Source organism: Pseudomonas sp. B611 (genome assembly GCF_055407965.1).
Window position 1 is genome coordinate 335,797 of sequence record NZ_JBUZST010000003.1, and the last position, 24,129, is coordinate 359,925.

Below are 24,129 nucleotides of genomic sequence, written 5' to 3' on the forward strand. Positions count from 1 at the left end.
TGTGGCGAGGGAGCTTGCTCCCGCTCGACAGCGCAGCTGGAGCCGGCTTTTTGGGAGCGCTACGCACTCCAGCGGGAGCAAGCTCCCTCGCCACATACAAGCCCTTCCCCAACTGCAATGACACCATCCTGCCCCTCGACCGGTCGCCAAATCCTCACGCAGAGTTAAACAATTCGTGATAACTACACTGAGGCAAAAGCCGCACAATGCGCCGACTACAAGCCAAGGTTTCGCTTACATGGATCAGCCCAAACGTGTCCTGGTGGTCGAGGACGATGCCCATATCGCCGACTTGATCTGCCTGCACCTGCGTGACGAGCAGTTTGACGTGGTGCACAGCGCCGATGGCAACGAGGGCCTGCGCCTGCTGGAGCAAGGCGGTTGGGATGCGCTGATCCTCGACCTGATGCTCCCTGGCGTGGATGGCCTGGAGATCTGCCGGCGCGCCCGTGCCATGACGCGCTACACGCCGATCATCATCACCAGCGCGCGTTCCAGTGAGCTGCACCGCATCCTCGGCCTGGAACTGGGCGCCGATGATTACCTGGCCAAGCCATTCTCGATGCTGGAGTTGGTGGCGCGGGTCAAGGCGCTGCTGCGCCGGGTGGATGCCATGGCACGCAACCTGAAGATGGACGCCGGCAGCCTCGACCTGGGCCAGTTGTTCATCAACCCGCTGACCCGCGACGCGACTCTGCAAGGCCAGCGCCTGGACCTCACACCGCGTGAGTTCGACCTGCTGTACTTCTTCGCGCGCCAGCCGGGCAAGGTGTTTTCGCGCATGGACTTGCTCAACGCCGTGTGGGGCTACAGCCATGAGGGCTATGAACACACGGTGAACACCCATATCAACCGCCTGCGTGCCAAGGTCGAGACCGACCCGGCCAACCCGGCGCGCATCCTTACGGTGTGGGGCCGTGGCTACAAGTTTGCCGAGAGCCCGCCATGAAGCTGACCCTGACCCAGCGCCTGTCGGTGGTGTTTGCCGTGTTGCTGCTGATCTGCAGCGGTACCTCGGCGTGGCTGCAAGTACGCTCCAACCGCATGCACGAGTTGGAAGTGGTGCAAGGCCTGTCCCGCGACCTCGCGGCGCACATCGCCCGTGACACGCAACTGATGGACGCCGATGGCCTCAAGCCCGAGGCGGTGCGCATGCTGTTCAGCCAGTTGATGCTGGTGAACCCGAGCGTCGAGGTGTACCTGCTCGACATCGACGGTCGTGTGGTCGGCAACGCCGCACCCAGCGGGCACTTGTTGCGCGACCGCGTCGACCTGGCGCCGGTGCGGCGTTTCCTCAGCGGCGCCATGCTGCCGATCCTCGGCGATGACCCGCGCAGCGTCGAGGGGCGCAAGGTGTTCAGCGCCGCGCCGCTCAAGGCCAACGGCAAGCAGACCGGTTTCCTGTATGTGGTCCTGCTGGGTGAGGCCCACGATGTGTTCGACGCCAAGGATGCGACCGGCATGGCGCTGAAAATCGCGCTGTGGTCCATCGGCCTGGTGGCGTTGCTGTGCCTGATGGCGGGCTTGATCGCCTTTGCCTGGATCACCCGCCCGTTGCGCCAGTTGACTGACAAGGTCGGCCAGTTCGATATCAATGGCGCGCCGAAAACCCCGGAGCCGGCCGCCGAGCCGCTGCACAGCGGTGACGAAATCGCCGTGCTCGACCACGCCTTCGTGCAAATGGAGAACCGCCTGGGCGAACAGTGGCGTGCCCTCACCCACCAGGACCAGGAACGCCGGGACATGGTCGCGAACATCTCCCATGACCTGCGCACCCCGCTGGCGTCACTGCACGGCTATCTGGAAACCCTGTCCCTCAAGGACGCCAGCCTCAGCCCCGAAGACCGCCGGCGTTACCTCGGCATTGCCCTGGACCAGAGCCGCAAGGTCGGCGGCCTGGCCCAATCCCTGCTGGAGCTGGTGCGCCTGGAGCACGGTTTTGTGCAGCCGGTGATCGAAGGGTTTTCCCTGCCGGACCTGGTGCAGGACGTGTTCCAGAAATTCGAACTGAGCGCCGAAGCCCGCGCCATTACCCTCACGGCCACCCTGCCGCCGCAGGTGCCGACGGTGCTGGCCGACCTCGGTTTGATCGAGCGGGTGCTCACCAACCTGCTGGACAACGCCCTGCGTCACACGCCGCTCAACGGCGAAGTCGAAGTGATCCTCGTGCCGGGCGCCAAAGGTGTCGCCGTGACGGTCAGCGACAGTGGCCCGGGGATTGATCCCGAGCTGCGCGAAGGCTTGTTCCTGCGCGCCTTCACCATTGGCGGCGCGCGTCGCGATGGCGGCCTGGGCCTGCGCATCGTGCACCGCATCCTGCAATTGCACGGGCGCAGTATCCGCCTGGTGGAGCGCCCTGGGCACGGCGCGACGTTTACGTTCTCTCTAGAAAGGCAAGCATCAAGCCGTTGACCTGCAGCCCTTGCTCGTTCTGGATCCAGTGACCGCAATTGGGCAGCACGTGCTGCTCTAGATCGGGCACGGTATCCGGCATGCGCTTGAGGGTGTGGGCTTCAAACACGCCGACCGGGTCGCGGTCGCCAATCAGGAACAGTGTGGGTTGCAGCACTTGCTGGCCGGCCAGGGACTCGGTGCGTTGCCAGTTGCGCGGGAAGTTGCGATACCAGTTCAGTGCGCCACGAAAACCCTGTTCGGCGAAAGTTTGCACGTACACATCGAGGTCCGCACGCGTACACCACGACGGCAATGCGCCGGGCGCGGCAACGCCGTCAAGCAAGCGGGCGTTGGCGGTTTTCTGTTGCAAAAACACATCCTGGTCCTGCATGAACAAGCGCAGGGTGCGTTCGATATCGGCGTCCAGTTCCTGCTCGGCGACGCCGAGTTCCTGGAAATACAGGATGTAATTGAATCGGTCGGCATACAGCTCGCGCATGATTTCAATCACCGGCCGCCGCGCGCGGCCGGCGAACGGCACCGACAACGTGATCAGCCGCGTCACCCGCTCTGGCTCCAGCAACGCCAGGTGCCAGGCGACCACGGCGCCCCAGTCGTGGCCGACCATCACCACCCCGGTGTGGCCGAAATGGTCCATGGCCTGCTGGATATCGGCGCACAGGGTCAGCACGTCATAGTCGGCGATTTCCGCGGGCGCACTGGATTGGCCGTAGCCACGCATTTCGGGAACAAACACCTGATAACCCGCCGCCACCAGCGCCGGGATCTGCAAACGCCAGGAGTGCCAACACTCGGGGAAGCCGTGCAGCAGCCAGACCGGCTGGCCATGCTCGGGGCCGGCGATGTGCACACTCAGCGTAATGCCGTTGACGGGGATCAGTTGCTGGCGCATGGGCGGGCCCTGTGTAAAGGTTTTTACCCAGCGTGGAGGATTGTCGGCGCCGACGCCAGCATCATTGATGCCGGGAATGCCTCACTCAACCGCCCACCAGCGTGGCAACAGTTGCCGTACGCGCGTCTCGCCGAAGCGGTCGTCGATCAACATCACCACGCCCTCGTCCTGCTGGCTGCGGATCACCCGGCCGGCGGCCTGCACGACTTTTTGCAGCCCCGGATACAGATAGGTGTAGTCATAGCCGGCGCCAAAGATCGCGGCCATGCGCAGCTTCATCTGCTCGTTGACCGGGTTCAGTTGCGGCAAGCCCAGAGTGGCAATGAACGCACCGATCAACCGCGCACCGGGCAAATCGATGCCTTCGCCAAACGCGCCGCCCAGCACCGCGAAGCCGATGCCTTGGCTGTGTTCGGTGAACTGGTCAAGAAAGGCCTGGCGCTCCGTCTCGGCCATGCCCCGTGACTGTTGCCACAGCGGGATCTGCGGGTGGCGCTCGGCAAGTAATTGCGCCACCTGTTGCAGGTAATCAAAGCTGGAGAAAAACGCCAGGTAGTTGCCCGGCCGTTGCGCGAACTGAGCGGCGATGAGCGCGACGATGGGTTCCAGTGACGCCTGGCGGTGCACGAAGCGCGTAGAGATTGCATCGACAATCCGCACCTGCAATTGCGCAGCCTGGAACGGCGACTCCACGTCGATCCACGCGGTGTCGGACGGCAGCCCCAGCAGGTCGGCGTAGTAATGCCGTGGGCTGAGGGTTGCGGAAAACAGCACGCTGCTGCGGGCGGCGGTCAAGCGCGGGCGGATAAATTCGGCCGGCACCACATTGCGCAGGCACAGGGTTGAGCTGCTGCGCTTGCCATTGAGCTGGCGCTTGCTGATGTCGAAGATGAAGTGTTCGTTGAACAGCTCGGCGACCTTGGCAAATTGCAGGGCGTCAAAGTAGAACGTTTGCAGCTCGCCGCTAAGGGCTTCGGGGTGATCGTTGAAGTAGTCGCCCAGGGCGCTGGTGCACAGGCTCAGGGCTTGCAGGAGTTTTTCCGGGCGGGCCGCATAGGCCTGGTACCGCGCGAGCTGATCCTTGTGCAGCGCATTCCATTCGCGGTTCAGGCGTTGCAGGGGTTTCTTCAGCGGTTCGGGCGCCGTGTCGCGCAGGGTCTTGAGGCTGTACTGGTCGAGGCTGGCGCTGTACATCGAGCGGGCGCGCTCCACCAGGTTGTGGGCCTCGTCCACCAACACCGCCGCGCGCCACTGGTTGAGCTGGGCGAGGCCGAACAACATGGCGCCGAAGTCGAAGTAGTAGTTGTAGTCGGCGACCACCAGGTCGGCCCAGCGCGCCATTTCCTGGCTCAGGTAATACGGGCATACGCTGTGGGCCAGGGCCACGTCGCGCAGGTTGCGCTGGTCCAGCAGGCGCACCTGGGCGGCGGCCTTGCGCGCAGCGGGCAGGCGGTCATAGAAACCTTTAGCCAACGGGCAGGAGTCACCGTGGCAGGCTTTGTCCAGGTGTTCGCAGGCTTTGTCGCGGGCCACCAGTTCCAGCACACGCAGGGGCAAGTCGGGGCTGCTGCGGTGCAGCACGCTGGCGGCGTCGAGGGCGAGCTTGCGCCCCGGGGTCTTGGCGGTAAGGAAAAACACCTTGTCCAGTTGCTGCGGCGCCAGGGCCTTGAGCAGCGGGAAGATCGTGCCGATGGTCTTGCCGATGCCGGTGGGCGCCTGGGCCATCAGGCAGCGGCCGGTGGTGACGGCTTTGTATACCGTCTCAGCCAGGGCACGCTGGCCCGTACGAAACCCGGCGTGGGGGAAACCCAGGCTTTGCGCCGCGCGGTTGCGGGCATCGCGGTGCTGCATTTCCTGCTCGGCCCAACCGAGGAACAGCGCGCACTGCCTGTTGAAGAACGCTTCCAGCTCCGTCGCCTGGGCACTTTGGCTGAGCACGGTCTCGCCTTCACCGACGATATCGAAGTACACCAGCGCCAGGTTGATCTGGGCCAGCCCGAGTTTCTGGCACAGCAGCCAACCGTACACCTTGGCCTGGGCCCAGTGCAGTTGACGATGGTTGGCGGGCTGGGCGTCGAGGTCGCCGCGATAGGTCTTCACTTCTTCCAGGCGGTTGGTGTCCGGGTCATAGCCGTCCGCCCTGCCCCGCACCTTGAGTAGTTGGTACTCGCCCTCCAGGGCCACTTCGTTCTGGTAGTGCGCACTGCGCCGCGAGGCAACGGTGCGATGGCCGGCAATGCCTTCCTGGGCGCTGGGGGATGGCGTGAAGCGCAGGTCGAGGTCGCCGACCTTGGCCGTGAACTCACACAGCGCACGCACGGCCACGCTGTAGCTCAAAGCGCAGGTTCCGCCCAGCGCACGTAGCAGACCGTGACCGGCATCTGGTGCTGCGCGCAGAATTCCAGCCAGCGCAGTTGGTTGTCTTGCAGGCGGTCGCCGGGGCCCTTGACCTCGATCATGCGGTAGGTGTTCTGCGCGGGCCAGAACTGGATCAGGTCCGGCATACCGGCGCGGTTGGCGCGGATGTCCAGCAGCAACCGGTCGAACCAGTGGCGCAGGTGGGCGGCGGGCAAGCAGGCCAGTGCCTGCTCCAGCAGGTCTTCGGTGAGCAGGTTCCAGAACACGAAGGGTGACTGGATGCCCCATTTGTCCACGTAGCGTTGGCGGATCGTGGTTTTGTAGCGCTCATCCGCCAGTTGCTCGAAACAGGCGTCGAACAACGCGGCGCGGCGCGAGTGGAAGTCTTCGCTGTGCAAGTCCACCGGCCCGCGTTGGAACGGGTGGAAAAACGAGCCCGGCAAAGGCGCGAAGATCGCGTCCCAGCACAGCAGGCCAAACAGCGAATTGATCAGGCCGTTCTCGACGTAATGCACCGGCGCCTCGGGCGTGCTCAGGTGCATTTGCACACAGGTTTCCACCGACTCCAGCGGTTGCGGCAACGCCAGGTCCAGGCGGCTGACTTCGTGCGGCTTGACCTTGGGCAGCGCCGGCGCCCCCAGTTTGCGCCGCAGCCGTGGCAGCACCCGCAGCAGGTGTTGGAGCTCGGCAGGACTTTCCGGCGCCTGTTGCGCCGCGTTCGCCAGTTCCATGGCTTGAGCGTAGTCCTCCTGGCGCTCCAGCACGCGGATCAGCCGTGCACGCGCGCCGGGATAGGCGCAGGTGCGGTAGATCTGTGCGGCCAGGGTCAATTCGGCCAGGCGCTCGCAATGCTGGCCGAGCTGGAACGCCAGCTTGGCCCGGCGCCGTTCCAGCCAGGGGTTGTCGGTGCTCAGGGTGGCGATGTGCGCCAGTACGTCCGCGACCGGCTCACCGGCCTCGAAGGCTTGCTGGCAAGCATGCAGGAACAGAAACCCCTGCACGTCATCGCGGCTGCGCAAACCCCGGGATTCGGCGCAGATCTCCACCTTTTCGTAGGTGTAGATCCCCAGGTCGGCCAGCACGAACTCGGACCAGTCCTGGTACAGGTTGCCGAAGAACATCAGGCGCAGGCGGTCGCACAGGTCCATCACGCTGAGGCTGTACAGGGTGTCTGGCAGTTCCGGGCACCAGGTGACAAAGCTGCGGCTGTCGGCGAACTGCGCCGCCAAGCCTTCCAGCCAGTCGGCCTTGTTGCCCTTGGGATTGTCGATCCATGGCTTGAACGCCGCGAGGATTTCGCCTTTTTGCAGCAAGGCAAACAGCGTTTCAAAGCTCAGCGGGCAGTGTTCGTCGATCCACCCCAGGCGCAACAACGGCTCTGCCGCTGCACGGGTACAACCGATTTCCAGGTAATTGAGCTTGCCCGCACGAAAATGCACACCCTTGCGCATGACCATGCGCACCAACAAGGCCTGGGAGGCTTGCGGCAAGCTGTCAAATTGCTGAATGAACTGTGTTTCGTCCGGGTCGAGCAAGTCGGCATAGCGTTGCCCCAGCCATTGCAGGACCTGACGGAAGTTTTGCAGGTAATAAAGCGGGTCTTCGAGGGGGTTGGCCATGGCGCACAGGGGTCAAATACTGGTTATGCATACAGAGTGCCGCTGCCGATGGCTTGTTGCAATCGGTAATAGATAAATGGCGCACGCAACTTTTTGTATAAAAGTGATCTGATGGGTGAGCCGATGGCGTAAAATTTGTGCCCCGCAGCCTTTAGCGCGGGACTTTTCAGGGTTGATAGGTAAGGGTTATGAGCATGAAGAATTTGGGTCTGCCACTGGTTGCACTCACTTTTCTGGTATTGGCCGGTTGCGCGACGCAAACGGTCGTGACATTGCAAAATGGCACGCAGTATTTGACCAAGGACATGCCGAAAACCAACTCCGCCGATGGTTTCTACGAATTCACTGATATTGCTGGCAAGCGCGTGCGGGTGAAGGCTGCGGATGTGGCTACTGTTATCAAGGAAAAATGATTTTCTAATGCCCGCGTGCCATTTAAAAGGTGGGAGTGGGCTTGTGTGGGAGCGGGCTTGCTCGCGAAAGCGGTGGGTCAGTCACCGGAAATGTATCTGACACTCCGCCTTCGCGAGCAAGCCCGCTCCCACATTTTGGAAGGCATTCCAGCTTTAACTAATCACCATCCCCTCTCCCGTCCAACCGCTCACGCCGACCAATGTGACTGAATCAACGCCGACACTGATCACCGTATCCCCACCGTGCTCGCGGTACTCCACACTGCCCTGCACCTCCTTGAACACCAGCCTGTCCGTCGGCTGATAGCCAATCACCCGATCCTGGCCAAACTGTCCGCTGAACAGAAACGTGTTGTGCCCGCTGCTGTCGCGGATCGTGTCATTGCCCTTGCCGCCTTCGATAAAATCCGCGCCCTTACCGCCCTGGATCAGGTCGTTGCCGTCGCTGCCGATGATGAAGGTGTTGCCTTTGTGGGGCTCGGCATTGCGGTTGAGGTCTTGTACCCAGGTCGTCGCGCGGGCCGGGTCGGACAGGTTGGCGACGATCACCGTGGAGTCGCGAGTCATCTGCTCATAGAAACCCGACTCAAGCACCCGCGTGAGGCCGTCGCCATAACCGGTCGGCAGGTGGGAGACCCAGGTCGGCAGGTTGGCAATGGAAAACGGCAGCACATTCCACAAGGTCGAGGCGTAGTGGTCGTTAAAGCTGACGATGTTGTCGGTGCTCGACTCATGGGGCTTGTCATGCACGCCGAGGGACGACAGGTTGAACGCTGAACCGTCCAGCGCACGAAACACCGGGTCGTTCTCGTAGCCGATATTGAGCACCTTGTCGCTGCTGCTCTGGGTCGGCGAGGCGTAGGCCACGTAGTTGGCGTCCCTGTAGAAGCCCGACCATTTATTGCCGCTGAGGTCAGCCATGCTGTTGACCGCCAAGCCGCCCAGGCTGTGGCCGCTGACCACCACGTCCTTGCCGCTGAGGCCATGGGCGCTGGCGTAGTCGGCAACGTGTTTGAGCAAGGTGCCGAAGGCTTCGCCGCTGTAGTTCTTCGCGTAGTCCTTGGGGCCCAGCGCGGCCATCAGGTCGCTGACCAAGTCGTCGATGGAATCGCTGATCAGGCTTTCCCGGGGCCCGGAGGTGCCGCGAAAGCCGATGCCGATTTCCAGCAGCGTGCCGGCGTCATCGTACTTGCCCAGCACCTCCACTTGCGCGCTGGTGTAGCCGGGCTTTTCGCCAAAAAACGTACCGCGTGCATCGACCTTGCCGGCGTAACCCAGGGTGCTTGCACTGATGGGCGTCCAACCGGCTTTCTGCACCGCGTCCAGGGCGGCTTTTTCCGAGTCCGGGTTCCATGGGATGCCGGGGATCACACCCTGGGAGTCCGCACCGCCCAGCAGCGCGCCAACCAAGGTGGCCGGCAAGCCCCAGCCCAAACCGTTGTGCTGGTAACCCACGGCAAAGCCGTTATCCAGGTTGTGGTAGCTGTACAAGGTGATTGCCATGGCGTCGGCGAACAACGCCTTGGAACCCTCGGCCCCCAGGTTTTTGTAGTCGAAGATACCCATGCTGATGCCTCTTTTTGTTGTGATCGTTCCCACGCTCCGCGTGGGAATGCCGCCCTGGACGCTCTGCGTCCGTTCTTATTATCGTGCCGCCCCAAACGCCTCATCCACCTTGGCCAGGTCGGTGTCGCGCAGGTTGCCGGCGTAGTAGTGCAATTTGGTCCAGGCCATCAGGTAGTCGTAACGCGCCTGGGCCAGGTCGCGGCGGGTGCTGTAGAGCTGCTGCTCGGCGTTGAGCGCATCGAGGTTGACGCGCTCGCCGCCGAGGATGCTTTGCTTGGTCGACACCACCAGCGCTTCGGCCGATGTCAGCGCCTTCTGATACGCGCGCAACTTGCTCACCCCCGACAGGCAGGCGCTGAACTGGCGGCGCAGTTCGATCAAGGTTTCGCGGGTCTTGCCCTCCAGCTCGTACTCGGCCTGCTCCATGGCCCGGCTGGCCTGGCGGGTGGACGCGGAAATACCGCCACCGGCATACAACGGCAGGCTGACCTCGACGCCGATGGTGTTGGTGTCGTAGCGCTGGTTGTAGGTGTTGCCGCTGTCGGACTCCTGCTGGCGCGAACTGGCGTACGCAGTGACTTTCGGCAGATGCCCGGCGCGGTTGCGCTCCACTTCATAACGGGCCACTTCCAGGGCCTGGCGCTGGGACGCCAGTGTCGGGTTGTTGCTGATCGCCAGCTCATGCCAGGTGTCGTAGTTGGCCGGGGTCAAGGTGAAGGCGGCAAAGCCTTGGTTCAGCGGCGCCAGGTCGTCGATGTTGACACTTGGCACGCCGATCAAGGCGCCCAGTTCCCGCAGCGATGCGTCCTGCTCGTCCAGCGCCTGGATCTCCTCGGCGGTGGCCAGTTCATAACGGGATTCGGCTTCAAGAATGTCCGTGCGCGTGCCCTCGCCCTGCTGGAACAAGTGCCGGTTCTGCTGGAACTGCTGCTCGAATGCCTTCTTCTTGGCGCGGGCAATGTCGATCTGGTCCTGTGCGAACAATGCCTGGGTGTAGTAGGACAACACCCGCACCAGCAACGCCTGGCTCTTGTCGCGAAAGCTTTCATCGGCAAACAGCGCCTGGGCCACGCCCTTGCGGTAGTTGGCGTAGGCCTCGTAGTCGAACAACGGCTGTTGCAGGCTGAAGGTGGAGCCGTAGCTGTTGTAGTTGCGGTCATCGTGATAGGTGCCGCCACGCCCGTCGGGCAAGGTGGCCTGGGAGTTGTTGCGGCCCTTGTTGTAGTTGTAGGACAGCTTGGGCAGCAGGCCGGCGCGGCCGATGGTGCGGTTTTCCAGGCCGGCGTCGCGCTCCTTGATGGCGCCAAGGAACACCGGATCGTTGCGCAAGGCTTGTTCGTACACGTCGAACGGGCCCATGGCGGCGTGGGCACTGGTGCAGCTCAACAGCAAGGCAATAAACAGCGGTTTCATGCTTATTCCTCGGTCAACGCGGAACCGGCGCGATCCAGCAGCGGCTTGAACAGATAGTTGAGCAACGAGCGCTCGCCGGTGCGCACAAACATCTCGGCGGGCATGCCGGGCTTGACCACCAGGCCGTGGAGTTTCTCCAGCGCCATGTCGCTGACCGTGGTGCGCAGCACGTAATACGGCGCGCCGGTCTTTTCATCGAGCATCTGGTCGGCCGAGATCAGGCTGACTTGCCCCGGTACCCGTGGCGTGCGGCTCTGGTTGAAGGCGGTGAAGAGGATGTCCACCGGCAGTTGGGTGCCAACCTTGTCCACCAGATGCACGGGCAGGCGCCCTTCGACTTCCAGGCGCGTGCCCTGGGGCACGATCTCCAGCAGGGTTTCCCCGGCGCGCACCACCGCGCCCACTGTGTGCACGCTGAGGTTGACCGCAATGCCATCGGCCGGCGCGTTGATCTGGCTGTGTTGCAGGTCGAAGCCGGCCGAGGTCAGTTGCTGTTCCAGGGTCAGGCTGCGCAGTTGCGCGTCGGCCAGTTGGCTGCGCACTTCCTTCTGGTATTCCTCGCTGTGCTGCTGAAGTTTCAGACGCGATTCGAGGATGCCCTGCTCCACCCGCCCGCTTTCGCCGGTGTTCTGCGCCAGGTCCTGCTGCACCTGGGACAGCTGGCGCTGGTACTCCAGCAGGCGGTTGCGCGGGATATAGCCGTTGTCGGCCAAGGGTTGCAGGTTGCCCAGTTGATCACGCAGGGATTGGGCCTGGGCCGTCAGGTCGCTGCGTGCCCGGCGCATGCCGCCGAGTTGCGCGGTGGCGCCGTCGATATTCGCGCGGATCCCGGCCTGCTCACGGGCAAAGGCCTCGCGGCGGCTGCTGAACAATTGGCGCTGACCTTCCAGGACCAGCGCCACGGCCGGATCGGCATCGCTGCTCAGCTCGGCAGGAAAGGTGATGCTGGCGCGATTGTCACGCTCGCTCTGCCAACGCGCCACGCTGGCCCAGGCCATGCGGTACTGCGCTTGCAGCGATTGCACGTCGGCCTGGTGCTGGGTCTGATCAAGACGAAACAGCGGCTGGCCCTGTTTAACGGCCTCGCCTTCACGCACCAGAATCCCGCTGACCACACCCGGGCTGAGGGTTTGCACGGCCTTGCGCTTGCCCGACACCACCACCGTGCCTTGCACCGGAATGCCTTGGTCCAGTGGCGCCAAACTGGCCCAGAGGAAAAATCCACCGGCACCGAGCACCGTCAGCAGCCAGCCCATGCGCACAAAAAAACGCGCGTCGTGTTGTTCGTGGATCATGCTGGCATCCTTGCTTGAGGCGGTTGTTCGCGTTGCCCGGACAAGGCCCGCAGCACTTCCTGACTGGGGCCGAACACTTGCAACTGGCCCTCGTTGAGCACCAGCAACTTGTCGGCCTGGGCCAACGCCGCCGAACGGTGGGTGACCAGCACCACGCTGCTGCCCTGGGCTTTCATCTGCACGATGGCGCTGGCCAGCGCGGCCTCGCCCAGCGTGTCGAGGTTAGAGTTGGGCTCATCCAGCACGATCAGCCGGGGCCCGCCGTACAACGCCCGGGCCAGGGCCACCCGTTGTTTCTGCCCGCCGGACAGACCGCCGCCGTTGTCGCCCAGCAGCGTGTCGTAGCCTTGGGGCAGGCGCAGGATCAGTTCATGCACCCCGGCTTGTTGCGCGGCCTGCACCACAAGCTGCGGGTCGGCCTGGCGAAACCGCGCGATGTTGTCGGCAATGCTGCCGCTGAACAGTTCGATGTCTTGGGGCAGGTAGCCGATGTGCGGGCCGAGGTCGTCGCGGTCCCAGCGATGGATATCCGCACCGTCCAGGCGCACGGTGCCCGCCAGGGTCGGCCATACGCCCACCAGTACGCGGGCCAGGGTGGATTTACCCGAGCCCGAAGCACCGAGCACGCCGAGCACTTCGCCGGCGCCGAGGTTGAAGCTGACTTGATGCAGGGTCGCCACCCGCCACCCTGGTGGGCCTGCGCTGACCTGCTCGAAACTGACCTGGCCCTTGGGCGCCGGCAATTTCATCGGCTCCACGGCCTCGGGGCTTTCGCGCAGCAACGCGTCCAGACGCTGGTACGCCAACTTGGCCGAACTCCACTGTTTCCACACCGCAATCAGTTGGTCGATGGGGCTGAGCACGCGGCCCATCAGGATCGAACCGGCAATCATCATACCGGCGGTCATCTCGCCTTTGATCACCAGCAGCGCGCCCAGGCCCAGCACCAGCGATTGCAGGCATAAGCGCAGGGATTTGCTCAGGGCGGTGATCACCGAGCCGGTGTCGCTGGCCCGGTTCTGCAAGCCGAGAAACTGCGAATGCACGGCAAACCAGCGCTGGCGCAGGGCGCCGAGCATGCCCATGGCCTGGATGGTCTCGGCATTGTGCAAATGGCTGGTGGCCAGTTGGGTGGATTGCTGCGAGTAGCCGCTGGCTTCGCCCAAGGGTTTTTTCGTCAGGTATTCGTTGAGGCACGCCAGGCCGATCAACAGCAGCGCGCCAGCGGTGGCCAGCACGCCGAGCCAGACGTTGAACAGGAAGATCACCAGCAGGTAGATGGGAAACCACGGCGCATCAAAAAAAGCGAACAGCGCCGGCCCCGTAATGAACTGGCGGATATGGGTCAAATCCCCCAGCGACTGCCCGGCATGCCCCTGGCCGCGTTGCAGGTTGCGCTCAAACGCCGCCTTGTACACGCGCAGGTTGAAACGCCGCTCCAACTGGCTGCCGATGCGGATCACGATAAAACTGCGAATCGCCTCCAGCGTGCCAATAAACACAAAGAAGCCCACGACCATCAGCGTCAACATCACCAGGGTGGTTTCATTCTGGGAGGACAGCACGCGGTCATACACTTGCAGCATGTAGATCGACGGCACCAGCATCAGCAGGTTAATCAATGCCGTGAAACAGCCAACGCTGAGCAAGACACTCTTGTATTCACCCAGCGCTTTGAATAAAGGCGGCGTGGCCATAGCTTGCGATCTTCCTTGAACCAAATAGCGCGCAATAGTTACCCGCACCCCGAATAACGGAGCGAGCAACTAATAAAATCAAGTTATAGGCTTATAACCAATAACTAAGGGGCTCGTTGCAATATCACTTCGGCACCGGAAAGTGTGCGGCCTTTGTATTCACCGTTCTTTTGGCGATTCAAATGGGTAATGCCCGTGCCGTCGGCATTCATCAGCCAGATACCGTCCGGCGTCGGTAGCCAGGTCTTCGGGGAGTCCCCCAGCCACTGCTCGGCGCACTCGACATCGCCACGCACGGCATTGGGGGCCAGCAGGTCCAGGGCGCAGACTTGGTCCTGCTGGTGCAGTTGCCAATGCCCGGCCAATTGGGCGCTGCTGGGTAAAACAAGGCTACTCGCCATAACGGGGGCTCCTGCCGACATGAACATCACCTGCACCACGCAGGCGATAAAGTGGGTAAAACGCTGCATCTTCACGCTCCAGCGGGGGAACGCGGCGCCGAAACGCCGCGCTGCTACATCACGCCACGATGTCGCTGACGGCGGCCTGGCCCACGGTGGTGACGAGGAAATCCGCCACGCCGTGCCCAGAGAAGTCTACCGCCAAGGTGCCTAGGTTGGTGCCTGCGGCGTAGGTCAGTACCGCGTCGCCGGCGTGCCCGGTGAACGCATTGACGAACGTCAGGCCTGCGCCTTTGGTGATACCGCTGAGGTCGATCTTGTCGGAACCCGAGGTGAAGTCAAAGATCTTGTCCGCAGCCCCAGGCTTGGAGTCGGAGCTGGCGCCGAACACAAAGGTGTCGTTGCCCGCGCCGCCCCACAGTTGATCGGCCCCGCCGCCACCGTAGATGATGTCGTTGCCGGCACCGCCCTTGATCAGGTTGGCCGCGTTGTTGCCAATGATCAGGTCGTTGCCGGCGCCACCGAAGGCATTCTCCACGGTCACGCCCTTGGCGATGGACACGTTGCCCACCAGGCCGCCAACGTCGGAGAACGAGGCCTCATTGAGGTTGATCTTCTGGTTCTGGGTGAAACCGGAGAAGTCCAGGGTATCGTTGCCACCGCCGTCCCACACCGAGAACACCAGCTTGTCGGCATTGGACGTGGCGCTGAGGAAGTCGCGCCCGGTGTTGGAGTTGAACCCGTAGGTGGTGTCGCCGGCACGGGTGTTGTAGTTCGCGCCGTAGAGCTTCTGGATCGCGGCAATGTCGTCGATCAGCGGCCCGGAAGCGTAGGCTTCGACCCCGCCTTTACTGAAGTTCTGGTGGGTGTTGCTTTCGCTCCAGTAGCTCATGACGCTGTAGCCGCGCGTGTCCTGTCCATAGGACGCGTCGTTGTAGGTCGGTGCGCCTTCGCCGGCGTTGTAGTCGCCGGGATGCGCCAGGCCCAGGGTGTGGCCGATTTCGTGGGTCAGGGTCTGCCGGCCATAGTTGTTCAGGTCCGGGGTCTTGTTCGGCGTGTAGCTGCTGTTGGTCAGGTACCACGAAGTGCCGTCGTAGCCTGCGCCGGTGCCGGGCAGGTAGGCAAACGCCGCCGCGCCGTCCTGGCCGCCGCTGTAGTTGCCGAAGGTCATGTGGGCGTCACCGCCGCTGGCCTTCTCGGTGAAGGTGACGTTGGCCACATCCGCCCAGGATTGCATGGCCAGCGCGGCCTGTGCTTTCTGCTGGGCGCTGAACTGGCTGAAGCCCGAGATACCATGTTTGTTCATGGTGCTGGACGACGCCGAGGTCAGGAAGGTGTAGGTCAGATCGATCTTGCCGTTGCCGTCAACGTCCCGGTAGGCCGCACCGTCGCGCAGCAGCTGGGTGGCGGCCTGGTCGACGGTGTAGGACGGTTTGCCATTGACCGTGAGGTTGCCGCCACGGTCATACAGATGGCTGAAGCTATCGATTTGCGAGTAAGCGGTGCTGGCTTGCGCCGCCGACACGATAGCCTTGTCTTTAACTTTTGACATAAACGTACTTCCTTGTTTGCAAGTGCATCAGTCTTTGATCGATAGGAACCCCGCGGGCGAGATCGTCCTATCACTCGCCTCTTTTGAAGGCGTAAGAAAACTGACACAACTTGAAATCTTTCGTCTACATCTTTTCCTGCTGGCAAAACAGGCAACCCATTTGCGCAAATAAGTTGCGTGCCGTATTTGTTGGGCGGACTTGGTTTTGTCCGACAAAAAACACCACCCCCTTATTTAAATATTAAATAGCGCTAAAGCCGCGTAACTTGTGCAGCATCACTAGTTAATGGATCCAATATATTGGCACGGTGTCATTGGCGACATTAAACAGCCACTACTTGCACTAATAATTGCAGTTGCCCCCTATTACCGGGACATACTCCAACCCGTTTTATGCAGAGCCGCCAATAGCGTTTCGCCGTGCAGGCCTGGCACCAATACGCCGTCATCGGTGCTCATGTCTTCGCCGGCGAGGATCGCGTTGATGATCGCCTCCTCCACCGCTTCTGCTGCTGCGCTGAACAACGGCGAGATATGGTCGTTGTTGACCATCTGCAACGCGCTGCTCAATGGCAGGCCTTTGCGCCCGTAATCGGCCGCCGGCAAATCCCGGTTGCCAGTGGCAAAGGCCAGGAACAGGTCGCCGCTGGAGTCCTCGGTGCCGCCGCCCGTGCGGGCGATGCCGATGGACGCCCGCTGCGCCAGGCGCGTGCATTGGTGCGGCAACAACGGTGCGTCGGTGGCGATGATCACCACGATGGAGCCCATGCCCGGGGTGCCCCGCTCGGCGAACGGCGAGGCAATGTCCAGCAACTGGCGGCCCACGGGGTAACCATCGACCCGCAGCTCCTGGCGCTTGCCGTGGTTGGCCTGCACCAGCACGCCGACGGTCCAGCCGCCCTGCTCCGCCGACAAGCAGCGCGACGCCGTGCCGATGCCGCCCTTGAACTCATGGCAAATCATCCCGGTGCCGCCGCCCACGGCGCCTTCCTGCACGGGGCCGGACTCGGCGCTGTCCAGCGCTTCGCGCACATGCTCAGGCCCGACATGCTGGCCCCAGATATCGTTGAGCAGGCCGTCGTAGGTTTCCATCACCACCGGCATGCACCAATACACCGCCGGGTCTGCCAGGCGCTCGCGCTCCAGGGCGATCAGGGTGTCGCGCACAACGCCGATGCTGTGGGTGTTGGTGATGGCCAGCGGCGTGGTCAGCAACCCCGCTTCGCTGATCCACTCCAGGCCCGTGGCATCGCCGTTGCCATTGAGCACGTGGTACCCGGCAAAGCACGGTTGTTGCCGCGCCTCACCGGCACGTGGCTGCACCACGCTGACCCCGGTGCGCACCTGTTTGCCATTGATGCGGGTCTTGAGCGTGCTGTGGCCGACCCGCACGCCCGGGACGTCGGTGATGGCGTTCAGCGCGCCGGGTGTGCCCAGGCCCAAGGTAATCCCCAATTGCCGTGCTCGCATAACCACTCCTTACAGTTTCTGGTACGCCGGACTCGACCGACCACTGATGCAATAGAAAATCACCGATACGGCCAGCAAGCCGGCGATGATCATCACGTCGCGCACGGAGGCCGCAGCGACGAGGGTCGCCAGCAGATACCCGGCGCCTACCACCGCCAGCAAGGCCGGCAATGGCCACAGCGGCATACGATACGGATGCTCGCGATCGCGCAGCCACACCCGGCTCATCAAGGCGCTCAGCGCCACCACCAGGTACACCAGCATAATCAGCAATACGGTGAACGAGGTGAGGTCAGCGAGGTTGGAGCTGAAACTGAGCAGCGCCGACGGCACCGCCAGGAACAGCGTCGCCAGCCAGGGCGAATCCCATCTCGGGTGAATGCGCGTAAACAAGGTGTTGATACGTGGCGTCCATAGGGCATCGCGGCCACTGCTGAACACCACGCGGCCGATCTGGATAACGATGGCGACGATGGCATTGAACACCGACAGAAAGATCCCCGCACTGACCAGGCGCGACAGGGTTTCATTGCCATGGCTAGTCAGCAGGTAGCCGATGGGGTCCGGGCTGCTGATCATCGCATTCAGCGACGGCGCACCGATCAACAATGCAGTAATGGGCACCAGTTCGATCACCACCACCAGCCCCAGCGACCACAGGACCGCCTTGTGTACGCCCTTGCCGCCGCACTTCATGTCTTCGGCCAGCAACACTGCCGGGCCGTAGCCATTGAACGAGAACAGGCCAATGCCCACCGCACCGATCACCAGAGCCCAGGGCGCCAGGTGCAGCACGCCGTTTTCGACGATCTGCGGCTGGAACAGCACGCTGGCCGGCTGCACCGGGTTGCCAAAACCGAGAAACACGATCACCAGCAACGCCGCGACTTCCAACAGCAGGCACGTGCCGGTGATCCAGGCGTTGAGCTTGATGTTGAGGATGGCCAGGGCGTAACTGCACACCACAATGACCAGGGCGACGGTTTGTGAATCGAATTTTGTGCCCAGCGCATTATTCAGGTACGTCGCCGCGCCGGTCGCCAATACCGGCGGGATGAACAGCAGCATCACCAACACCGTCAAGAACGTTGCATAACCGGCCATGCCACCAAACACCCGCTTGGCGTACACATATTCGCCGCCCGCACTGTTGTGGGCGCGGCCGAGTTCGGCGTAGCAAAAGGCAAACATCAACGCGAGCAACGCGGCCAGTACAAACGCCAGGAACACGCCGCTGCCGGCCTGCTGGATGGCAAACGGCGCGATGACAAACACAGAACTGGCGGGCGTGACGGCGGAGACGGTGATGGCCACCACATCGAACACACTCAGCGTGGGTTTAAGCACGCCGTCTGGCGTGGGAGAAGCACTCATATCGTTATCCTCTGCTGTTGTTTTTGGTGTGAGGCAGAAACGAAAAATGAAGCCTTGTCGGGATATGTTTCCCGTTGAATGAAGCCGACGTTATCCCCTGGGCCGTTGTCAGCCAATTCCCCTATTGGAGTACTCCCCTTGACGTCGCCCGGCAAAAGCCGAAACCTTGGCCGATCTTTTATCTATGGGAGCCTGCGCTATGAGCCTGTTCAGGGAAGTCGGCCTGCACGCAGGCCTGGGCCGCACGGTCGCGCACATCGGTACCGAGCGCTTCTGGAAGCAGTTGGTGCTGTTGCTGCAACAATGCCTGCCATTCGATAACGCCCTGGCGATCTTCTACCCCACCGATGGCGCGCCCTTGGCGCTGGAGGAGTACGACGCGCAGCCCACCAGCAAACCCGCGTCGATGCTGGTGTACCTCAATGGTTTGTACTTGATCGACCCGTTTTTCCAGGCCTGCCGCGAGGGTTTCAGCAGCGGTGTGTACCGCCTGGAGGAAGTCGCGCCTGACCATTTTCGCCAGAGTGAATACTTCCTCAACTACTTTCACGACAACGTGCTGGAAGACGAGGTGCAGTTCATTCTGCAAGTGCCGGGGGCCGGGACCTTGTCATTGTCCCTGGGCATGCAGCGGCGGTTCAGCGCTGACGAGACGGGACTGCTGACGATGGTGGCCGCCAGGGTGTTGCCGCTGATGCAGCAGCATTGGCAACAAAGCACCCAGCGCGCCCCGGCGATGGACAGCCAGATCCGCGATGCGTTGAGCCACTTCGGCTGCGGCGTGCTCTCGGAGCGCGAATTGGAAATCGCCCGCCTGGTGCTGCGCGGGTTCTCGTCCAAGGCCATGGCCGAACGCCTGAATATCTCACCGGACACCGTAAAGGTGCACCGGCGACATCTGTACGCGAAGCTGGATATCTCGTCACAGCCAGAGCTGTTTTCGTTGTTTATCCAGTCGTTGGGGCATGATTTGGAAAACCCTTGAACCAGGCGTTTAATTGTTGTTATAGAAATTTATATGTCCAGGCAGCAACTTTACGTTGTCGACACGAACAGCAAACAACGGCCCCTCGGGCGTCAGTTTTACACTGAGGGTGCTGACGCCAAACATATTATGGCTGATCTGGACATCGCCAACTTCCTTCGGTGGTGCATCCTGAATATGGATGGCCGTTATACCGTTCTCCTTCAAGACCTCGGACACATCGATCTCGTCTTGTTTCGGATTGAAGTTGAAAATCGTGTCTGGGTCATTACTCGGGGAATCGCTGGCCTTTTCATACTTGAACGTATTGGCGCCTTTTGCACCGACCAACTGGTCACCGCCGCCGCCACCAATAAGAACCGAGTCCTTGCCGGGCTTGGCTTCGAGGCGTTCACGGTTATCGGTGCCCCGTAACACGGGTGGGCTGTTCTCAGGGTGCGTCCAGTTATTGATGAGCGGAAGACTTTGTACCGAGGACATAGTGATTACCTTTCTGGAAATATTTTTAGTGAGGCGCAATAGACCAAGCGCAGGGAAACTTCTCACGACAAAGACATCGCTTTCCATTGAGGATTCTTAACATTCTATTTCCACCAACCTCACTCTCTCCGCGACACAAAATCAAATATTTTTATCGCGTGCTCGGCACTATTTGAATATCGGCGACTTGCTGTCCACGCAATAAATAGCAGCACATTATTCATGAGGTTGTTGCCGGTTTCTTCCTTTAAACCAGCAACATTTTGCCAAACCAAAACACAGTCAATGCGGTGTTGCGATTAGCGTCCCATACGAATAGTGTTCCACACCCGCGTCCGAATCCGGTCGATATTCAACGGCATCGCCTCCAACGCAAACAACTTGCCCATCATTTCTTCGCTCGGGTAGATCTTGGTATCCGCCTTGATCTCTGGCTCCACCAAGCTATCGGCCGCGCTGTTGCCGTTGGCGTAGTGCACCGAGTTGGTGATGTCGGCCATTACCTTGGGTTCCAGCAGGTAGTTCATGAACGCATAGCCGGCTTTCTCATCCGGGGCGTCGGCGGGCATGGCCACCATGTCAAACCAGATGGCGGCGCCTTCCTTGGGGATCTGGTAGCCGATCTTCACGCCGTTCTTGGCTTCCTTGGCGCGGCTTTCGGCCTGCAGCACGTCGCCGGAGAAGCCGACGGCCACGCAGATATCGCCATTGGCCAGGTCACCGGTGTATTTCGAAGAATGGAAGTACGCCACATAAGGCCGCACTTTCATCAGCAACGCTTCGGCTTTTTTGTAGTCCTCGGGGTTCTTGCTGTGGGGCGGCAAGCCGAGGTAGTTGAGGGCAATCGGCAGCAATTCCGGGCCGTTATCGAGGATAGCTACGCCACATTTGCTGAGTTTCTCCATGTACTCGGGCTTGAAGATCAGGTCCCAGGAGTCCACCGGGGCGTTATCCCCCAACACGGCCTTGACCTTGTCAATGTTGTAGCCAATGCCCGTGCTGCCCCACAGGTACGGGAAACCGTGGGCATTGCCGGGGTCGTTGTTTTCCAGGGCTTTGAGCAGCACCGGGTTGAGGTTTTTCCAGTTGGGCAACTGGCTCTTGTCGAGTTTTTTCAAGGCGCCGCCCTGGATCTGCCGTGCCATGAAGTGGTTGGACGGAAACACCACGTCATACCCGGAGTTGCCTGTCATCAGCTTGCCGTCGAGGGTTTCGTTGCTGTCATACACGTCGTAGCTGAAACCGATTCCGGTCTGCTTCTGGAAGTTCTTGGTGGTGTCCGGCGCGATATAGCTGGACCAGTTGTAGATTTTCACCGTCTCGGCGGCCTGGCTGATAGAGGCCACCAACATCAAGGGCAACAGGGCAATGGCTTTCATGGTTCGATTTCCTGGCGGTTTTAGGGCTGTTTTTATGGCAGGCGATCAAGGATCAAAGCGTTACAGAATCAGTACGTAGGTCTTGCGCACGGTGTCCTGGATATCCCAGATACCCGTGCTGTTGGCTGGCAACATCAGTGCATCGCCGGCTTTTATGTGGACGACGTCACCGTTGTCCGGGGTGAAGGTGCAGCGGCCCTGGATGAAGTGGCAAAACTCCTGGGATTTGATCTGGCGCCGCCAGCGACCCGGGGTGCATTCCCAGATACCAGTCTCGACGCCGTCGCTGCGCTCGACGCTGAGGGTCGAGGCCACGGCAATGGGTTCACCCAGCGGCACGGCCACTGGCGACGAGTCAGGCAGATGGGCGTTCAGCGTGTCTTTGAATTGAGTGATGCTCATGGGTTTTCCCGTGTGAGTGGAACGGTTTAGTGCATGAAACCTTCCATGAAGCCCGCCACGCCGGTCGCCAACTTGCGGCGCCAAGGGGCGCTGTTGGGGTTGGCCAGCACCTGGTCCTCATGGACAAAACTGCGAATGATCGCGTTGTAACCCAGCCAGCGGCATGGCTCAGGCTCCCAGGCCTTGAGCGCGTCGAGGCCGCGCTCACGGATCACCCAGGGTTGCTGGACCAGCGGCGTGTCGTGGCCGAGGATCAAATCAGCAAGCGTGCGCCCGCCCAGGTTGGTGGCGCCGACGCCCTCCCCGCCATAACCACCGGAGAGCGCGATACCGGTCTTGTGATCGCAAAGCATGTGCGGTCGGAAATTGCGCGACATGCCGAGGTTGCCGCCCCAGGAATGGGTAATCCGCACGTTCTTGAGTTGTGGGAAAAGCTCGCCAAACAGGTAGCGACGCAGCTCCACTTCACTGTCCGTCAAATCGAAGTTGTGGCGCAGTTTGCCGGCGAACTGGTAACCGCCACGGGCGCCGAACACCAGGCGATTGTCGGCCGTACGCTGGCCGTAGGTGACCTGGCGACTGCTTTCACCAAACGCCTGGCCGTGGTTCAAGCCGATTTCGTCCCAGGTGCTGGCGGGCAGCGGCTCGGTGGCGACGATCAGGCTTTGCACCGGCAGTTGATACCGGCCCAGGCGCGGCAAGGTGTTGGCATAACCCTCGACCGCCGGTACGACCCAGGCGGCGCGGATGCTGGCCTTGGCCGTGCGCACGCTGCCGGATTGCCAGTGGGTGACCGGGCTGTTCTCGTAGATCTGCACACCCATGCGTTCAACCACTCGCGCCAGGCCACGCACCAGCTTGGCTGGGTTGATGGTTGCAACGTGGGGTGCATAGATACCGCCATAGGGCTTGGCGATGCGGATCTGTTCGGCGAGTTGCTGTGGGCTGAGCCAGCGATAGTCCGATTCCGTGAGGCCCTGGGCGTAGAGTTTGTCCAGGTAACTGCGCAGGCTGCCTTCCTGTTCGGGGTAACGCGCGGCGCAGTACAGGGCGCCGCCTTTGCGGTAATCACAGTCGATGCCTTCGCGGGCCAGGACCTGGGCAACTTCATCGGGAATAGCGTGCAACAGATCAAAGGAAGCCCGCCGTGCTGCGGGTGCCAGGCCCGCCAGCAAACGGTCTTCGCCCAGCAGGTTACCCATCAGCCAGCCGCCATTGCGACCTGACGCGCCGAAGCCGGCAGTTTGTGCTTCGACAATTGCGATATTCAACTCAGGTGCCTGGCGTTTCAGGTAGTACGCGGTCCACAGCCCGGTGAAGCCGGCGCCGATGATGACCACGTTGACGTCCAGGTCATGCTCCAGGGACGGCCGCGCCACCAGCGGGTCGTCCAGTTGGTCCATCCATAAGCTGATATTGCGCCATGCTGGCATGCCCGCGTCCCCTACCTCGTTTCGATAGGGCTGATCCTAGAGCGCGGTGTTACGGCCTGTCTTGCGCGCGTGCACGCAGGGAAATTTGCTTGAGGTAGGCCTTGGGCGACTGGCCCGTGTGCTGGCGGAATGCACTGTAGAACGCCGACAACGAATTGAAACCGGCGGCGAACGCGAGGTCATCGACCTTGATGGGGGGCATGGCGGTCTCCAATGCCGCCAGCAAATGCTGGAGCCGCGCCTGGTTCACGTAGCGGTAGAAGCTCTGGCCCAACACTTGATTGAGCAAGTAGGAAATCTGATTACGGCTGTAGCCGCATTCCTTGGACACCCGCTGTAGATCCAGCTCGGGGTCCAGATAGGGTTGCTTGCGTTCGAAGTATTGCTGCAAGTCATTGGCCATATGCCCCAGTTGCTGGGGCGACAAACCCAGGCGGCTGACCGTGGGGCGCATCGCCTGGGCGGGCTGTTCGTGCACCAGGGACGCGTATTCATTGACCCGCCAGATCAACCCATCGCGCACCGTAATGGCCTCACTGGTGCGAAATGACACCAGGCCCTGGCCACCGCGCAGGGTGATGCGGTATTGGATAAAGGCCGTGTCGCCATCGGCGCGGATGCGGTCAGTGTGTTCAATCGCTTCGTCCACCGCCCGTGGCATGCTGGCTTGCAGGTACTCGCGCAGCTCGGCGTAGCGGATGACACGGTTCTGGAAGAAATCGTGGTACTGGATGTCCGGGTGGTAGTAGGACATCACCCCGTCAAGGTCGCGATGCCGCCAGCACAAGTGATGGCGCAGCACCAACTCGCTGGTGGCTTGGGTCTGCGTAGCGTCATCGTCTGCGGCGATGTTTGGCATGGGCGGCTCTGCGGCGGGTAAACCGTGGAGATTGCCGACTTTTACAGGTGCCGACAATGGCCAATTGGAGCTTTTGACTAATGGCATATTGCCCATTCATAAGTAGGACATGACCCACGTCAAACT

The 24,129-nt window shown here is 61.7% G+C and carries 20 protein-coding genes; 4 read left to right on the forward strand and 16 right to left on the reverse strand.

All coding sequences use genetic code 11. The features are described from left to right. Positions 1-238 precede the first annotated feature (238 nt). Together ACZRMO_RS09765 and ACZRMO_RS09770 are read left to right on the forward strand one after the other, a co-directional pair. Positions 239-949, forward strand: coding sequence for a response regulator transcription factor (locus tag ACZRMO_RS09765; protein ID WP_463972738.1), 711 nt, complete (start codon positions 239-241; stop codon positions 947-949). Then, positions 946-2,412 (forward strand): sensor histidine kinase, encoded by a 1,467-nt coding sequence (locus tag ACZRMO_RS09770; RefSeq protein ID WP_463972739.1) that lies wholly within the window; start codon positions 946-948, stop codon positions 2,410-2,412. The genes ACZRMO_RS09765 and ACZRMO_RS09770 overlap by 4 nt, the downstream gene beginning before the upstream one ends. Here the strand turns inward: ACZRMO_RS09770 and ACZRMO_RS09775 are convergent. The 3 genes from ACZRMO_RS09775 to ACZRMO_RS09785 all read right to left on the reverse strand — a co-directional run bounded on the left by ACZRMO_RS09775 (position 2,375) and on the right by ACZRMO_RS09785 (position 7,284). Further along, on the reverse strand, positions 2,375-3,307 hold the full coding sequence (locus ACZRMO_RS09775; protein ID WP_463972740.1) for an alpha/beta fold hydrolase: 933 nt from the start codon (positions 3,305-3,307) through the stop codon (positions 2,375-2,377). The genes ACZRMO_RS09770 and ACZRMO_RS09775 overlap by 38 nt on opposite strands. Before the next feature lie 81 nt (positions 3,308-3,388). Next, positions 3,389-5,644: an ATP-dependent DNA helicase gene (locus tag ACZRMO_RS09780; RefSeq protein WP_463972741.1), complete on the reverse strand. Its 2,256-nt coding sequence runs from the start codon at positions 5,642-5,644 to the stop codon at positions 3,389-3,391. Next, positions 5,641-7,284, reverse strand: a complete 1,644-nt coding sequence (locus tag ACZRMO_RS09785; protein WP_463972742.1) for a VRR-NUC domain-containing protein — start codon at positions 7,282-7,284, stop codon at positions 5,641-5,643. The genes ACZRMO_RS09780 and ACZRMO_RS09785 overlap by 4 nt, the downstream gene beginning before the upstream one ends. 188 nt (positions 7,285-7,472) lie before the next feature. On the opposite strand from ACZRMO_RS09785, the gene ACZRMO_RS09790 reads away from it, so the two are divergent. Further along, positions 7,473-7,697, forward strand: coding sequence for a YgdI/YgdR family lipoprotein (locus tag ACZRMO_RS09790; protein WP_463972743.1), 225 nt, complete (start codon positions 7,473-7,475; stop codon positions 7,695-7,697). A gap of 153 nt (positions 7,698-7,850) precedes the next feature. Here the strand turns inward: ACZRMO_RS09790 and ACZRMO_RS09795 are convergent, their stop codons facing one another. The 8 genes from ACZRMO_RS09795 to ACZRMO_RS09830 form a co-directional block, all read right to left on the reverse strand. Continuing rightward, a complete protein-coding gene (locus ACZRMO_RS09795) occupies positions 7,851-9,263 on the reverse strand; it encodes a polyurethane esterase (RefSeq protein ID WP_463972744.1) in 1,413 nt (470 codons plus the stop codon). 78 nt (positions 9,264-9,341) lie between these two features. After that, positions 9,342-10,676 carry a TolC family outer membrane protein gene (locus ACZRMO_RS09800; RefSeq protein WP_463972745.1) on the reverse strand — a complete coding sequence of 445 codons (1,335 nt, stop codon included), beginning with the start codon at positions 10,674-10,676 and terminating at the stop codon, positions 9,342-9,344. A gap of 2 nt (positions 10,677-10,678) precedes the next feature. Beyond that, positions 10,679-11,971, reverse strand: a complete 1,293-nt coding sequence (locus ACZRMO_RS09805; RefSeq protein WP_463972746.1) for an HlyD family type I secretion periplasmic adaptor subunit — start codon at positions 11,969-11,971, stop codon at positions 10,679-10,681. Next, on the reverse strand, positions 11,968-13,668 hold the full coding sequence (locus ACZRMO_RS09810) for a type I secretion system permease/ATPase (RefSeq protein ID WP_463972747.1): 1,701 nt from the start codon (positions 13,666-13,668) through the stop codon (positions 11,968-11,970). The genes ACZRMO_RS09805 and ACZRMO_RS09810 overlap by 4 nt, the downstream gene beginning before the upstream one ends. A 104-nt stretch (positions 13,669-13,772) precedes the next feature. Further along, positions 13,773-14,138 carry an AprI/Inh family metalloprotease inhibitor gene (locus tag ACZRMO_RS09815; RefSeq protein WP_463972748.1) on the reverse strand — a complete coding sequence of 122 codons (366 nt, stop codon included), beginning with the start codon at positions 14,136-14,138 and terminating at the stop codon, positions 13,773-13,775. 49 nt (positions 14,139-14,187) lie between these two features. After that, positions 14,188-15,621, reverse strand: coding sequence for a serralysin family metalloprotease (locus tag ACZRMO_RS09820; RefSeq protein ID WP_463972749.1), 1,434 nt, complete (start codon positions 15,619-15,621; stop codon positions 14,188-14,190). Between the two features lie 366 nt (positions 15,622-15,987). Beyond that, positions 15,988-17,091: a DmpA family aminopeptidase gene (locus tag ACZRMO_RS09825; RefSeq protein ID WP_463972750.1), complete on the reverse strand. Its 1,104-nt coding sequence runs from the start codon at positions 17,089-17,091 to the stop codon at positions 15,988-15,990. A 9-nt stretch (positions 17,092-17,100) separates the two neighbouring features. Then, positions 17,101-18,465, reverse strand: a complete 1,365-nt coding sequence (locus tag ACZRMO_RS09830; RefSeq protein ID WP_463972751.1) for an APC family permease — start codon at positions 18,463-18,465, stop codon at positions 17,101-17,103. Between the two features lie 199 nt (positions 18,466-18,664). Here ACZRMO_RS09830 and ACZRMO_RS09835 point away from each other — a divergent pair, with 199 nt between their 5' ends. Beyond that, entirely contained in the window at positions 18,665-19,450 is a 786-nt protein-coding gene (locus ACZRMO_RS09835) for a helix-turn-helix transcriptional regulator (protein WP_463972752.1), read from the forward strand. A gap of 9 nt (positions 19,451-19,459) precedes the next feature. Here ACZRMO_RS09835 and ACZRMO_RS09840 read toward each other — a convergent pair whose 3' ends face one another. The 5 genes from ACZRMO_RS09840 to ACZRMO_RS09860 all read right to left on the reverse strand — a co-directional run bounded on the left by ACZRMO_RS09840 (position 19,460) and on the right by ACZRMO_RS09860 (position 24,003). Beyond that, positions 19,460-20,017, reverse strand: coding sequence for a M10 family metallopeptidase C-terminal domain-containing protein (locus tag ACZRMO_RS09840; RefSeq protein WP_463972753.1), 558 nt, complete (start codon positions 20,015-20,017; stop codon positions 19,460-19,462). Between the two features lie 212 nt (positions 20,018-20,229). Next, positions 20,230-21,309 (reverse strand): polyamine ABC transporter substrate-binding protein, encoded by a 1,080-nt coding sequence (locus ACZRMO_RS09845; RefSeq protein ID WP_017739287.1) that lies wholly within the window; start codon positions 21,307-21,309, stop codon positions 20,230-20,232. Positions 21,310-21,369: 60 nt separating this feature from the next. Beyond that, positions 21,370-21,711, reverse strand: coding sequence for a cupin domain-containing protein (locus ACZRMO_RS09850; protein WP_463972754.1), 342 nt, complete (start codon positions 21,709-21,711; stop codon positions 21,370-21,372). A 26-nt stretch (positions 21,712-21,737) separates the two neighbouring features. After that, positions 21,738-23,144 (reverse strand): NAD(P)/FAD-dependent oxidoreductase, encoded by a 1,407-nt coding sequence (locus ACZRMO_RS09855; RefSeq protein ID WP_463972755.1) that lies wholly within the window; start codon positions 23,142-23,144, stop codon positions 21,738-21,740. Between the two features lie 49 nt (positions 23,145-23,193). Further along, positions 23,194-24,003 (reverse strand): helix-turn-helix transcriptional regulator, encoded by an 810-nt coding sequence (locus ACZRMO_RS09860; RefSeq protein ID WP_463972756.1) that lies wholly within the window; start codon positions 24,001-24,003, stop codon positions 23,194-23,196. Positions 24,004-24,129 lie beyond the last annotated feature (126 nt).